This window comes from Flavobacterium sp. Root186, assembly GCF_001428525.1.
In the GTDB taxonomy this organism is placed as follows: Bacteria; Bacteroidota; Bacteroidia; order Flavobacteriales; family Flavobacteriaceae; genus Flavobacterium.
This window is the reverse complement of sequence record NZ_LMHW01000011.1, coordinates 177111-192389: the sequence shown is the minus strand read 5'-3', so window position 1 is coordinate 192389 and position 15279 is coordinate 177111. Positions and strand designations below refer to the sequence as shown.

Genomic DNA, 15279 nt, shown 5'->3' with positions numbered 1-15279 from the left:
GGTTGAAAATTCTAGACAAATACTTATTAAAAACATTCTTAGTTACATTTACTACGGTATTTGTAATCCTTTTTTTCATATTCATACTGCAAACAGTATGGCTATTTATATCAGAACTAGCAGGTAAAGATCTCGACTTATTATTGGTCGTGAAATTCCTGCTTTTTTCTATGCCTCGTATTATCCCGCTGGTTTTACCTTTATCGGTTCTTTTGGCTTCCATCATGACTTTCGGAAATTTAGCCGAGAATTATGAATTTGCTGCCATGAAATCATCTGGAATCTCCCTTCAAAGAGCAATGCGGGTTTTAATTATTTTTATATTCGTTTTGAGTATTGTGGCATTTTGGTTTGCCAATAATGTTATTCCCTTCGCCGAATATAAGTTTGTGAACTTCCGTAAAAATATCGCACAGGCAAAACCTGCTATGGCAATTGCCGAAGGCCAGTTTAATGATGTTGGAACCTACAACATTAAAGTCAACAAAAAATCTGGCGAAAACGGAAATATTCTAACGGGTGTAACTATTCACGAAAAGGCTAATAATTTTGGAGAAAACAAAACGGTCATAAAAGCCAAAGACGGAGAATTAATCAGTAATGAAAAATCAAGTATTTTGAAACTGGTTTTAAATGATGGTTATTATTATCAGGATGTTACTCCAAAAAAATACGAAGACCGTTCTAAACTTCCCTTTATAAAAGGAGCTTTTAAAAAGCATATCATTAATATCGATTTATCTGAATTAAATAAGGTTGACGACAGTAAAGAAAGTATTGCCGGTACAAATGCAATGCTTAATGTTAATGAATTACGTTATACTTTAGATTCATTAAACAAGAATCTGGATAATGAAATTGTTTCATTTTCTGAGAATATAAATCAGCGTGTTGGATTTAGAAGATCAAGCTCTCTGGTTAATGATAAGGCGAAAAAGAAAAAACCTTTACCAAGTGACCTTCTGTCTTTATACAACAATAAAGAAAAAGTTGATGTTCTAAAAATGGCAAGCAGTAACGTTACCAGCAACATCTTCTCTATCGAATCAACCCAAAAAGATTTAAAGGACAAACAGCGTGACATCAACAAACACTTAACTGCATTGTATGAAAAGTTTGTTATTGCTTTTGCATGTTTCTTAATGTTCTTTATTGGTGCGCCTCTAGGAGCTATTATCAGAAAAGGCGGACTTGGTTTACCCATTGTTTTTGCGGTATTAATTTTTATTACTTTTCATTTCATCAATACTTTTGGAAAAAGATTATCGCAGGAAGGCGGAATGACTCCTTTTATGGGTTCATGGATGTCATCATTTATCCTTTCTCCATTAGCTATATTATTAACGTATCGCGCCACAAACGATAATGGATTAATTAATTTTGATGCGATAACGACTCCAATATCACAACTATTTCAAAAAATTTCCGAGCGGTTTTCACCAGCTCAAAACAAACAATAATTATGTCAACAAAAATTCAACTTAATACCATTGAAGAAGCTATAGAAGATATTCGTCAAGGTAAAGTAATCATAGTAGTTGATGATGAAGATCGCGAAAATGAAGGTGACTTTTTAGCAGCAGCTGAAAAAGTTACTCCTGATATGATCAATTTCATGGCTACACACGGACGTGGATTAATCTGTACACCACTTACCGAAAGCCGTTGCAAGGAACTTGACTTACGTGCTATGGTTACCAATAATACGGATCATATGGAAACTGCTTTTACGGTTTCTGTAGATTTAAAAGGAAATGGCGTAACAACCGGAATTTCTGCCGCTGACAGATCTAGAACTGTACAATCATTAGTTGACCCAAATACAAAACCACACGATTTAGCGCGCCCAGGACATATTTTCCCTTTGATTGCTAAACAAGGAGGTGTTTTAAGAAGAACTGGACATACTGAAGCTGCAATTGATTTTGCAAGATTAGCAGGTTTTAAACCTGCAGGTGTTATCTGCGAAATTTTGAATGAAGACGGAACGATGTCTCGTTTGCCTGAACTTATAAAAGTGGCAAAGAAATTCGATTTAAAATTAGTTTCGATTGAAGATTTGGTCGCTTACAGAATGCAGCATGACAGTCTTATCATTAAAAAAGAAGATTTTGATATCGAAACCCGTTTTGGAACTTTTAGATTAAGAGCTTACGAGCAGACTACAAATAAACAAATTCATATCGCTTTAACCAAAGGAACATGGAATCTTGGTGAACCAATTTTGACGAGAATTCACTCTTCGCAGGTTAATAATGATTTATTAGGAACATTGACTAATAATGCAGAACAGCAGTTAGACGATATGTTTAAGGTTATTAATGAACATGGTAAAGGTGCGGTTATTTTTATTAACCAAGATATGACAGCTGTAAATTTATTAAACAGAATTTCTGAACTTAAGACATTACAAGCACAAGGAACATTAAAAGCACCAAAAGTTATCATAGATAGTAAAGATTACGGAATTGGAGCTCAAATCCTTCATGATATTGATATTTCTAAGATTAGATTGGTTTCGAACACTGAACAAACGAAACGCGTTGGAATGATTGGATATGGCCTTGAAATCACTGAATACGTAACTTATTAATCTTTATGGGTACATTAGAAGAAAGAATTTTAAAATCTGAAACACATATTTTTAAAGCGGTTTTCCCAAGCACAACGAATCATTATGATACTTTATTTGGCGGAACTGCGCTTCATTTAATGGACGAAGTGGCTTTTATTTGTGCCACACGTTTCAGCCGTAAAAAAGTTGTTACGATATCTACAGGTCAAATTGATTTCAAAAAGGCGATTCCGGCAGGAACTTTAATCGAATTGGTAGCAAAAGTTGTAAGTGTTGGAAGAACGAGCTGTAAAATTCACGTAGATATTTTTATGGAACAAATGTATTCTGAGCTTCGCGAAACGGTAGTTTCAGGAACTTTTTCGTTTGTTGCTGTTGATGAAAACAAAAAACCAACGCCTATTTTGGACAACTTAAATTAATTTTTTCAAAAATCTCTTTTTCGGAAATACTGATAATTAGACACTTGAAAATTATTTAAAAAAACTTTCAAAAAAAGTCCAAAAAAAGTCCAAAAAAAGTTTTGAGAACCGAAAAACCGTCTTATATTTGCACTCGCAATCACGAAATGATAGCGACATACTGGAGAAATGGCAGAGCGGTCGAATGCGGCAGTCTTGAAAACTGTTGACTGTAACAGGTCCGGGGGTTCGAATCCCTCTTTCTCCGCCAGTAGAAGTTTCAAAAGAAACTTTAAAAGTCAAAAGCCTTTAAACACTAGTGTTTAAAGGCTTTTTTGTTTTTGCATACTTTTCAAAAAGCACATGTTTTATCAAAGAATGGTGGCACAATTAGTAACCCAGTTTTTTTGAGATCTTTTTTCTCGAAATTGGACCACTAAAGCAAAAGAATTCCCTGGGAATTCCCTGCTATCAATGGGCTCTCTTAAAATTATTAATTCAATTTGATTATTAATTTTAAAATTAGATAACATGTTAAAAACAATTTTTCTGCTAAAATCCGGCAGAGTTAATCGAGATGGAGAAAGCTCTATTATTCTAAGACTTTCTTATAAAAACAAAATAATTACAATCGCCTCGGGAAAATTCATCTCGAAAGAAAGATGGATTCAGACAAACCACTTAAAAAATACATTGAAGGCGGAAAAAGAGAAGGTAATTAAAAGTTTACTTGATCTGATGCAGCTTAATGCCGAAAAAAAGTTTACTGAACTCTTCAGGATTGACCCTGAAGTTGACTTGGAATTATTAAAAGCTGAACTCACAGGAAAAGTCAAAATCGACCAGCCTGAAGGCCCAACCATAATTGAGATTATGGACACTTACAACTTATTTTTCACCAAAAGAGTTAACTCAGGAGAGCGCGCACCGGCTTCTCTGCAGAAGTACAAAAGGGCAAAAGATCTGCTTTTAAGCTTCATCAGTAGCAACTACAAAAAGGAAGATATGCCAGCATCTGAGCTATCAAGCTCATTTGTCTTTAAACTGGAGCAGTTCCTCAAGTATGAGAGCAGTTTTAAAGAGCAGATTGCATGTATAGGTATAAAAAATGCTTATGCAGATTCTTTTCCTAGTTTATTATAGCATTTGTTTGCCTAACAGCTAACAGAAAAATCTAGCACTTATCTTTCTTTGCTTCTTTAGGCTTAATAATTTTATTTCTTTTAATATATCGCAGCGCATTAAAGTATAAAACAATAAAAATCAGATAAATACAAACTTACAGCCAAAACAAACTAATACAAAAAAATCCTGTTAATATTATGTTTTTTATCGATAATCTGCACATTATCATTATATGATGTGAAAAATTGGCGAATTAAAGAGTTATTGAATTGTTACTCGTTTTTGTGAATAAAAGATCTCAGTGCTTGATGAAGCTTTAGATAAACACACGAGAGCCTTCTCTAAATTAATTTATGAATGACTTGTTCATAAAGCAAAGTAAAAATCAAAGTATTCTTTTACAAACGAAATGCTGAATAATTGATAAAGATAAAATCGCATTTTTTCGAAATTCTCCAGCCATTTCTCGATTTTTTTTCCTACATTTACAGAGGTTAGTAAACCCAAGAATTTCAAGAGTGCCCTATTAGTGACCCTGCTTTTTTTGACATAACATAACACCCAGTGTTTGCTGGTGCTTTCGATACAGGTGGCGGAGCCTCTTTCTCTTTTAATCAAATGCTAAAAGCTACAGTAAAAGAGAAAAGATATAAAAAAGCAAAACCCTAACATTTGTTACAGGTTTCAAGTTCTGCGGAGAAAGAGGGATTCGAACCCTTGGAGAAAATTTTTAATATTGCAAAAAATATAAACTCAACAAATATGAGGTGCAGTCATTTAAACATCATCTCAAATCAAAAAAAAATTCAAAACAAAAAACCTCCAAAATCATTTCTGACTTTGAAGGTTTTTCAGTTTATCTAAAACTCCTTTTATTTATATTCCTCTTCTTTCTGTGCATACCAATCCTTCATCACATAAAAAGCTTTCTTTTTAATTCCTGTGTTTGAAATTAAACCTTTGCGGTTAAAGAAATCCTGAATGTTGGTCAATTGTCTTCTTGGTGATCTAAAGTCTACAAGAATCCATGGGGATACTCCCGCTAAGCCTTCAATTCGATTAAACATTTGTGTGTTTTGAATGTACAGTTCTTCTTGATATTCTTCGTTCCAGCGCTCTTTTTTGTCGCCGTGTAATCCTTGTAAAGCTTCGCCTCCAAATTCACTAACAATAACGGGTTTATTATACGGAATTACCCACTGCATATCTTTACAGGATTCATTCGTTCCTCTATACCAGCCTAAATATTGGTTGAAACTTACAATATCTACATATTCATTCATATTATCCTGCAGTGTATTGATATTGTTAGGGCTTTTAGTTACTTCCATTGCCATACTAATTAAACGGGAATTGTCCTGTGTACGCGCATATTTTGCTAATTTGCTTAGGAAAACATCTCTGTCGTCTCCATGTGGTGTTTCATTGGCAATAGACCAGATTACAATTCCGCAGCGGTTTTTATCTCTGTAAATCATATCGTGCAACTGACGTTCGGCATTGGCATACGTATCTGGATTTGTCCATGAAATTGTCCAATATACCGGAACTTCTGACCAAATCATTAATCCCATTTTTTCAGCTTCTTTTACCATGTTTTCATTATGCGGATAATGCGCCAGACGAACATAATTACAACCTAGTTCTTTTGCCCAGGTTAGTAAGGTAACCGCATCTTCCTGAGACCAGGCTCTTCCAGATCTAAAAGGGGCTTCTTCATGAATACTAATTCCACGTAAAAAGACTTTTTTTCCGTTTAACAGAATTTCTTTTCCTTTGGTTTCAATTGTTCTAAAACCAATTTTGTCGTTTATATTTTCATCAGCTTTGTTTATAGTTACGTCGTACAATTTTGGTTTTTCCGGTGTCCATAAAACCGGATTTCCTTTTATTTCAAAATACGCGATTCCTTTTGCATCGGTTGTAATGTTCTTTTTTATTTTTAATTCGGGAATTGAAACAGAAAGCGATTGATTTGCCGTTTCGCTATTCAGCTTCACCCAGCCGGAAATTTTTCCTTTTTCTTTTTTGTCTAATTGAACCAGATAATCTTCAATATACGTATTTGGAACCTGAGCTAAAGTAACGTCTCTTGTAATTCCGCCATAATTCCACCAATCCATGTTTACCGTTGGAACATTATCTTTATGACGTTTGTTATCCACTTTTACCACGACAAAGTTATTTCCGTCTACTAATAAATTGGTCACATCAAAATTGAATGGTGTATAACCTCCAACGTGGCTTCCTGCTAATTTTCCGTTTACATATACTTTCGCATCGTAATTGACTGCTCCAAAATGAAGAATCCCTTTGGTTTGAGCCTCTTTTTTATAATTAAAGTCTTTCTGAAACCAAACTGTTCCTTCATAAAAAAACAATCTTTCGTCTTTTGAATTCCAATCAGACGGAATATCCATCGTAGCAGAAGTTGCAAAATTATATTCGGTTAAATCTGTGGTATTGAATTTTTTATTTTCAAAAAATCCGTTGTTTTTAAAGGGCATTAAACGATAATCATAATATCCGTTTTCGAGCGGGTCTACGATATAACTCCATTTTCCGTTTAAGTTAATATTATTTCGAGATGAAATATTCGATAGTAACGGAATTTCCTGTGCCATCATTTTTCCAAAAATCAGAAAAGTAAAACACAGCATTATTATTTTTCTCATAGCTAAAATCATTTTATTTTTTAATACAATTTTCTATTTCTTATCAAAATAACGTGTCAATTCAAACGCGTTATCATTAATTATTTTCATCTCGTTTAATAAAGGCGCATAAGGTTTAAATGCACTATTTACAATGCCTTTATTTGAATCTCTGTTTGAATAATCAGTACTCAAATCTTCCGGATCGTTGTCCATATATTTAAACCAATGCCAGCCAACCGAATTTTTATTTTTAAGTAATTCTAAAGTGAAATTCTGGTAAAAAAGTCCTCTCTCTTTTTGAGTTCGAACGAGCCATCCGGCACCCGTATTATTTGGCAAACCTGAATCTTCTCCTTTGGTGTACCATTCTGTAATTAAAAATGGTTTTCCTGACCATTCGCCCCATTTATTCATTAAATCCTGACTCGGCTCCCATTTTCTGTAATGGTTGATCGAAATGATATCCATGTACTTTCCGGCAACCTTAAAAATCTCCGGATTCGTTAATTCCTGCTCTTTATCCTGATTAAAACGACATCCTAAATAAAGATGATTAGGATCTGCTTTTCGAAGTGCCTGCGTTACTTTTTTCATATAGGTTTCAAAATAAAAAGCGGTAAATGCCATTCGGTCTTCCTGAGTAATGTCTGAGGCCGAAGCATCAAAACCTTTTCTTTGATCTAACCATTCTTTTGCAGCGATATATCCTTGTTCATCTTTGGCCAATAAAGTTAAATGTTTATCTAATGCGTCGTTATACCACGGCAGTTCATTATCTGTAAAATAACCCATCAAATACTTATCATTTTTATATTGAGAAACGTCTTTTACTGATTTTTCAATATAGGCATCAAACTCTTTGTCAAAAACCATAACCAAATCAAAACGGTAATTCTGCCAGCTGGCTTCTTTATATTTTCCACCATATTTTTTAATATGATCGGAATGATACATTCCCATTGGCGAAATAATTACGGTATAAACCAAAGGATTTTCTCCTTTTCTAATCAAGTCTACATTCGACCACGCACCTACTCCGTTAAATCCATTCTCGCGAAGTAATTTTGATTCTTGTTTCAGCCAATTTTCCGGACTTCCAAATTTTTTATCGAATGATTTTTGCTGATTTACAGAACGACCCGCATTAAAAACGGCAACTCCTTTATAAATAAACGGATAACCTTCGGGATCGATAATCCACCATCTATTGTCAATTTTTTCGGTTCTAAAAAATCCAGTTGCTTCTTTCTGCCAGGCTTTTGATCCGCCGTAAATAGAAATGGTTCCTTGCTTTTTAATTTTAAATCCGGGAAGTTCATCAACTGTTTTAGCTTCATATGATACCCATTTTGGATCTAAGGCATTTTGTCTGGCTTCGACTTTTTGATAGGCAATAGTATTTTGTGCTTGCAGAGAAATCAGGTTTATAAAACAGAATACTGCATAAAGAAAATGCTTCATTACATTAGTTTTTAATATGGGAGATTTGAAAAGAAATTTTGGGACAGCAATTCACTGTCCCAAATTGTATTTTGAATTTTTACTTCGATAAATAGATATGATCAATATCGAAAGTGTAGTTATTTAAAGACCTTACATCTTCCGGATCAACGCTTCTTAAAACCAAAATATCTTTGATTTTAGTTAAATCTAAAAGTGGATTTTGTTTTTTATAATCTGCAATTGGAATTTTAACCATATTCCAGTTTCCATCCCTTTTTAAACCGTAAAGATTACTTGTTGCATCAAATTCTACATAACCTGTGTTACTCGCATCTTTCATTCTGAATCTGATTTTTCCTGTACTGGTCGTTCTTACTGCCATATTGATGTGCGTATAAGATGAAATATCAGTAACATTGACAAATTGTAAAATTGCCATTGCCCATTTTGCTTCGGCTGCCGGAGGTGCTGCCGGAAGTGAAAAAGTTCTGTAAGCGGCTTCGTATCCTCCATCAGCAGTTTCTTTTATCACAAACTGGTTACTTGAAACCCAGTTTAAAACAGGTGCCGTTTTTGTAAAATCTGGATTATCAGAATAGATTTTTAATCCATCTACAGGCACTACAATCGGAGGAATTGCCGGCGCTTCAACCTCAACAGCAAATGTTTTCTTTTGTATTGTATTATCAACAAAGGTGATTTCTAAAGTCGTTGTAAAGGAGCCGCCTTTAGTATATTTTACCTCAACATTCGGATCTATTGATGAACCCGGTGATCCACCCTGAAATGTCCATTTAATAGCACGTATTTTGGTCGACGAATCGGTATAGGTTACAGTTTCTCCTGCCTTAATCGAGGTACTAGTCGAAACTGCTTCTAATTTTCCTTTATTATAAAGATAAACTTCACGTACATCTTCCTCACAGGAAAATAAACCTATTGAAAGTACTAAAAAGAGATATTTTAATTTAGCTATATGATTTAGTTTTATGGTCATGATTTCTTTTTTTTGGTTATTTTTTTGAGAGAATAGAAGAAAGAGCAAAGAGGAAAGATTTCTCATTTAATCTTGTTTTGCTTTTGCTTTTTTTAAGAGAATTTGAAGAAAGAGGAAAGACTTCTCTTCAAATCTTGCTTCTTGCCTCTATTTTCTATATTCTATTTTCTATTTTCTATACTCTATATTCTAAAAACGCTATTTTAATCCGTCTAAAAATCCTTGATAGGCTGGTTTCTTATTATAATCAGCATCTAAAAGCAGCGGATATTCTTTTGAGTGCCAAAAACTTGTGAGCCAGGTATATTTATCGGTTACACCCCAGGTTGAAATGGCAAATTTTTGATTTTGAGGCAGCTCCTCATACATTGTGGTAATGTATTTATAGGTTTCTGACTGTTTTTGAGCTTCGGCATCATTAAATACATACGAATCTGATTTGCCGGTATTTACTTTAATGTCTAATTCTGAAATATGAATTAGTAATCCTGTAGAGGCAAGATCTGTAAAACCGGTTTTCATGGTTTGTCTGTTAGTATCAGTTGCGTAATGAAACTGATCTCCTACACCATCAATTGGAACTCCATTCGCTTTAAATCTTGTTACCATTTTTTTAATAGCAGTTCTTTTTCCTGCATCAATAACTACGCTGTAATCATTGTAAAATAATTTAGCATCGGGATCGGCTGCTTTTGCGTATCTAAAACATCTTCCATAGAATCCAATTGGATCTTTAAAAAGAGGATTTATAACGGTTTCGTTTCTTAAAGCACCGCCATCTGCAAAAACTTCATTTACTACGTCCCAGCTTTTTACTTTTCCTTTATAATGCCCTACAACATCAGTAATATAAATTTTGACTTTGGCTTCAAATGCAATCGAATCGTATTTGGCATTTTTAAACCACTGCGGAAATGAATCGTACCAAACCAAGGTATGTCCGTGAACTTGCAGATTATTATCTTTGGCAAAATTTACCAGATAATCGCCCGCTGTATAATTATATGCTGTTTCAGAAGTCCAGATACTTGCCATTTTCATTTCATACTCGGCCGTAATTTGGCTGTAATGCTTTAGCACTGCATTTTTTAAATTGGGTTCTCCTTGAAGATCTTTCATTTTAACTGCTGCACCAATTTTAAACTTTGCTTTTTCTTTTAAAGTCAATACTGGAGTCGGATTTACCGGAGCTCCATTATCATCTGCGTTAATAAAAACTACTTTTTCGTCGTTGCTGCAAGAGGCAAACAACAAAGCGGTCAATGCACCTAAAATATATTGTTTATTTATCATCGTGTTATTTTTTATTTGATCCGGAAATTAAATTTTACTTTGATTCCCGGATCGGGTTAATTACTAACTTTAACCTTAATTATAGCCTACATTAAATCCTGCCGGTTTTCCCATTAAATCAATCTGACTTTGCGGAATTGGCATATTGACCATTGCCGGAGTCATTTTTAGAGGTACTTCGCCAGAAATAGTTCCGGATGGACTTGAACGGAAATACAAATTTTGTCTTTCGACCAAAAGCCCTAATCTTTTTAAGAGAAACCATCTGTTGTTTTCGAATGCTAATTCTCTCGCTGATTCATCTAAATAATTGTTCAAAGTCCAAACCGTGATGTCATAAGTTGTTACATTACTGTCCGGGTTTCCTGTATACCCTCTTCTTCTTACTTTGTTTAGATAAGCTAATGCTTTTGTATCGTTGCCCAGATTATGATGTGCTTCTGATGCCAATAAATACGTTTCTGCCAGTCTGTAGTACATATAATCTTTGTAACTGTTAGAGGTCATAGGCAGTTTTTCGGTATCGTGGTATTTTTTCAAACTCCAGTGCCAGGCTCTGTAATTTCCGTTTGGAGCCGCAATTGCCGGATTCGTTATTGGCTGTCCGAATTTTGGATTTCCCGGCACATTAATTTTATAATCCTGATAATTATCGGAATAATAATAGGTTTTAAATCTTAAGTCATTTGCCTGATCGTAAAGTGATTTTAAATAATTATTTGGATAAAACCATCCTAAAGCCTGACCTCCATAAGCCACATCCTGAATCAGTTCGCTTGCATTTAATTCGTAGGTTCTTTGTGTAAAAACGCTTCCCAGCCAAGATCCGCCGCCTCCGGCTAAATTATCATCCGGGCCTAATAAAAAATCTTTTTGATAGGTAAAAAGTGATTCTTTATGATTTCCATTTTGTCCCCAAACCTCAGCCAAGGGTACCAAACCGTGTGTTCCGTCATTAATGATGGCATCAAATTGTGAAGCAGCCCCTGCCCAGTCTTCCTGCCATAAAGCGCTTTTACCGCGTATGTGTCTGGCAACACCTTGTCCGTAACGTCCGGCATCTACCTTAAACGGAAGATTAGCAATCGCATAATCTAAATCGGCATCAATTAACCGGTAAACATCAGCATCGCTGGCTACTTTGTATTCTACTGCATCATTAATATTTTCAGGTGTTGTTGGAATGGTGTCGATCAAAATTCCTCCATACATTTGTTTTAAATCCAGATATAATTCACCTCTAATAACACGTGCCTGCGCTACTAATTTTTTCTTGGCATTTTCATCCATTTTTATAGATCTTGCCGATGTAATAATAGCAGAACATCTGTCGATAATTTTATAGCCCTGAATCCATTTTGAGCCAGTAAATGCAGCCGGATTGTGACCTGTTCCGTAAGGCGTATTCCATGTTCTGTGCAATCCTAAATCGGTTGCGACCATAAAGAAAACATTACCCCATAAATCGCTGTTGTCTCCAGATGGCAGATTGTAGTATCGCATCTGGTTGTAAAGTGCATTTACTCCAACTTCTAATCCGGCTGGAGAACTGTAGATATAATCTACCGAAATTTGATCTTTTACCTCTTCTTCCAAAAAGTCTTCACAAGAAGTAAGTCCTAAAGAAAGCACGGAAACCAAAACAAATAGAAAATTTATATTTTTCATGATCTTGTCGTATTTTTTTATTTATAAAATGCTTTTAGAAACCAACTTGTAAGCCTATAACACAAGTAACCGGTTCCGGATATTCGCCTACGTTTTTCTCAGGGCTGTACGACTGGAAATCTGTAATGGTGATTAAATTACTTCCTGTTACATACAATCTCATGTTGTTTAATCCTAATGATTTAAGTGTGTTTTCAGGGAATTTAAAACCTACTGATACGTTTTGTAATCGAACATATGATGCATCCTGCAATCCTAAAGTATAAATATATGGCGGGTCGTTACCGTCTCTTGGCCTCGGCCAGTTTCCGCCCGGATTTTCAGGTGTCCAGTAATCTTGTTTTAAACCATTTTTTACTCCTCTTAAAGATCCTCCCTGAACGTAGCTATATAAAAATGGATTGTCTTTTGTAATGCCCTGAACAGTATAAATATCTGCTGAGAAATCAAAATGTTTGTATTCTAAGTTTATGGAAAAAGTTCCGAACCAATCGGGCATTTTTGATGTAATCACCCTATCCTGATCCGGATTTGGATTGGCACCATTTGACGGATCTGCATCGTATAATTTTATATCTCCCGGAAGTAACGTTGTTCCTGTAACGATTGGAATATTTTCTCCTTCCTGATAAATTCCAACAGCTTTGTACTGATAATAAACGTCGATTGGCTTTCCGATGAACCATAAGTTTCCAACGGCATCATCTTCTTTTCCGTCACCGTTGGCATCTTTGCCATAAATGCTTACAATACTGTTTTTGTTTTTGGTGAAAGTTGCTCCCAAATTCAGTTTAAAATCTTTCTTTTTGATCACATCTCCATTCAGGGAAATTTCTAAACCTTTATTGTTTACTTTTCCTAAATTCGAAAGTTTGGTCGTGTAACCAGTATTCGCATTTAATGTTTCATAAATTAGTAAATCTGATGTATCTGTATTATAAACCTCAACTGTTCCGTTTAATCTGTTTTTGAATAATCCAAAATCAGCGGCAAGGTTTAATTGTGTCGATGTTTCCCATTTTAAATCAGGATTAGACAATTGAGAACCGGGAACATAACCGGATACTTTTACTCCGTTTATAATGTAATCCCTTTGCGTTGCAGTTGCCATACTTTGATATGGATTTTGAGGCTGGTTCCCTACTTTTCCATAACTGGCTCTTAACTTTAAATTACTGATCACGGGTACGTGTTCTTTCATAAAATTTTCATTTGAAACATTCCATGCCGCATTTACAGCCGGGAAAAATCCCCACTTATTATTTTTACCAAATACTGATGATCCATCGGCTCTGCCTGAAACTGTAAAATAATATCGGCTGTCGAAATCATATTCTAATTTTCCGGCAAATGAAATTAGGGAACGCTCGTTTCCTCCAATTAATGGTGTATTTAAAAAAGCACTTTCTAAACCATAAATTCCCAGAATATCACTTGGGATTCTGCTTGCTGTATTTACAAAATCGTTGTATTCTGATGTTGTTACTTCATAAACTCCTGTTACACCAAAATGATTTTTTTCGGCGAGATTGAAGTTGTAATTCAAAATATTACTCAGCTGATATTCTACATTATCTTTATAGGTAATACTTCCGCTGCCCTGACCTGAATTAGCGATTCCGGAAAGTGATTTTGAAGAATTGAATGCCATTCCTTTATAATTCCACGATCTGCGGCTTGCATTCAATTTATACGTGAAACCTTTTAAAATATTGATGTCCAGAAATACATTCATAATGTCATTTCTGTTCACCTCGTTGGTATTAGTTTCATAAATATCAATCAGCGGATTTGGGGTTTCCTGAATTCCTCCTGGTAAATGACGGAAAGTGCCATCGTCATTGTAGATTTTCCCGAGTGGCGAAGTATTAATTGCATTGTTCAGAATGTTCCCCACATTCGGACGATTGGATTCTGAATACTGAAGCGAAAGGTTCATCCCAATTTTCAACCAGTCTGAAATTCTTTGGTCAACATTAATTCTCATGGCAACTTTATCAAAGTCGGTATTTGGAATAACTCCCAAAGTATTGATATAGTTCAAACTCGTAAAAATGCTTGATTTATCAGTTCCGGATGAAACACTCAAACTGTGGTTGTTCGTTACTCCTGTTCTTACAATATATTTTTCCCAGTCGATATATTCTCCTGACTTAACCGACTCTAATTCAAGAGGCGAAAAAACCTGTTCGTCTGGTCTGTAAACACCATTATTACTTGTTCTGTACGCTTCTCTTTTTAGCTGGGCAAATTCTTCTCCGCTGTAGATATCAAAATTTCTGTTGATTGTTTGCACACCAGAAAATCCATTATAAGCAATTCTTGCTTTTCCGGTTTTTCCTCTTTTAGTGGTAATTAAGATAACCCCGTTTGATGCTCTGGCTCCGTAAATAGATTGTGCAGCGGCATCTTTCAAAATTTCTAAAGAAGCAATGTCATTGGCATTAATGTCGTTGATATTTCCTATTACGATACCGTCTGCAATTACGATGGGTTCGTTGCTTCCGTTAATAGATTTTTTACCTCTAATTTGTATGGATGAAGAACTTCCCGGACCGCCATCGGCCAATGTTACCTGAACTCCGGCTGCTTTTCCCCTAAGCATTTCTCCAACATCAGAAGTGGCAACTTTTGTCATGTCGCCTGGTTTTACCGATGCAACAGAACTTATTACGTCGCTTTTCTTTTTGGTTCCGTAACCTACAACGATAATTTCGTCTAATGCCTGAGAACTTGGTTTTAAGACTACTTTTATATTGTTTTTGTTTTCGGTTTCAACTGAAACCTCATCCATTCCGATAAAAGAAAAAACAAGCGTACTTTTTGATGGCGCCGTTATACTAAAGTTACCATCAAAATCGGTTTGGGTTCCTTTTGTTGATCCTTTTACATGGACATTTACACCCGGCAAAGGCAGTCCGGAGTTGTCGACTACTTTTCCAGAAACCGAACTTTCCTGTGCCTTCATTGTGGTTGAAAGAATACACATAAAAAGTAATAAAACTAGTTTAAGATAGTTTCCTCCAAGAAAAAACATCTTTTCATGTTTGCTTTTTTTCATAAGTTATTTTTTGGTTAGTTAGATAGAAATCAGTTATGATTTCATTGCAAATGTGATTA

The 15279-nt window shown here is 35.1% G+C and carries 10 protein-coding genes and 1 tRNA gene; 5 read left to right on the top strand and 6 right to left on the bottom strand.

All coding sequences use genetic code 11. The annotated features are described in order from the left end of the window. Positions 1-2: 2 nt before the first annotated feature. The 5 genes from ASD98_RS09895 (at position 3) to ASD98_RS09875 (ending at position 4119) form a co-directional block, all read left to right on the top strand. The gene (locus tag ASD98_RS09895; RefSeq protein WP_056203690.1) at positions 3-1460 is read left to right on the top strand and encodes an LptF/LptG family permease; all 1458 of its coding nucleotides are present in this window, start codon (positions 3-5) and stop codon (positions 1458-1460) included. Positions 1461-1462: 2 nt separating this feature from the next. Beyond that, complete coding sequence (ribB, locus tag ASD98_RS09890) at positions 1463-2593, top strand: 3,4-dihydroxy-2-butanone-4-phosphate synthase (RefSeq protein WP_056203687.1); 1131 nt, start codon at positions 1463-1465, stop codon at positions 2591-2593. A 5-nt stretch (positions 2594-2598) separates the two neighbouring features. After that, a complete protein-coding gene (locus ASD98_RS09885; RefSeq protein WP_056203684.1) occupies positions 2599-2997 on the top strand; it encodes an acyl-CoA thioesterase in 399 nt (132 codons plus the stop codon). Between the two features lie 162 nt (positions 2998-3159). Then, a tRNA-Ser gene (locus ASD98_RS09880) sits at positions 3160-3247 on the top strand. Positions 3248-3507: 260 nt separating this feature from the next. Continuing rightward, the gene (locus ASD98_RS09875; RefSeq protein WP_056203681.1) at positions 3508-4119 is read left to right on the top strand and encodes a hypothetical protein; all 612 of its coding nucleotides are present in this window, start codon (positions 3508-3510) and stop codon (positions 4117-4119) included. An 854-nt stretch (positions 4120-4973) separates the two neighbouring features. On the opposite strand, the gene ASD98_RS09870 is transcribed toward ASD98_RS09875, so the two are convergent. The 6 genes from ASD98_RS09870 to ASD98_RS09845 form a co-directional block, all read right to left on the bottom strand. Continuing rightward, positions 4974-6776, bottom strand: coding sequence for a glycoside hydrolase family 2 protein (locus ASD98_RS09870; RefSeq protein ID WP_056204373.1), 1803 nt, complete (start codon positions 6774-6776; stop codon positions 4974-4976). Between the two features lie 33 nt (positions 6777-6809). Further along, entirely contained in the window at positions 6810-8219 is a 1410-nt protein-coding gene (locus ASD98_RS09865; protein WP_056203677.1) for a hypothetical protein, read from the bottom strand. Positions 8220-8298: 79 nt separating this feature from the next. Further along, a complete protein-coding gene (locus tag ASD98_RS09860; protein ID WP_056203674.1) occupies positions 8299-9198 on the bottom strand; it encodes a PKD domain-containing protein in 900 nt (299 codons plus the stop codon). A 198-nt stretch (positions 9199-9396) separates the two neighbouring features. After that, entirely contained in the window at positions 9397-10491 is a 1095-nt protein-coding gene (locus ASD98_RS09855; RefSeq protein WP_056203671.1) for an endo-1,4-beta-xylanase, read from the bottom strand. 75 nt (positions 10492-10566) lie between these two features. Further along, a complete protein-coding gene (locus ASD98_RS09850) occupies positions 10567-12159 on the bottom strand; it encodes a RagB/SusD family nutrient uptake outer membrane protein (RefSeq protein ID WP_056203668.1) in 1593 nt (530 codons plus the stop codon). A gap of 34 nt (positions 12160-12193) precedes the next feature. Further along, complete coding sequence (locus ASD98_RS09845; protein WP_056203665.1) at positions 12194-15220, bottom strand: TonB-dependent receptor; 3027 nt, start codon at positions 15218-15220, stop codon at positions 12194-12196. Positions 15221-15279 lie beyond the last annotated feature (59 nt).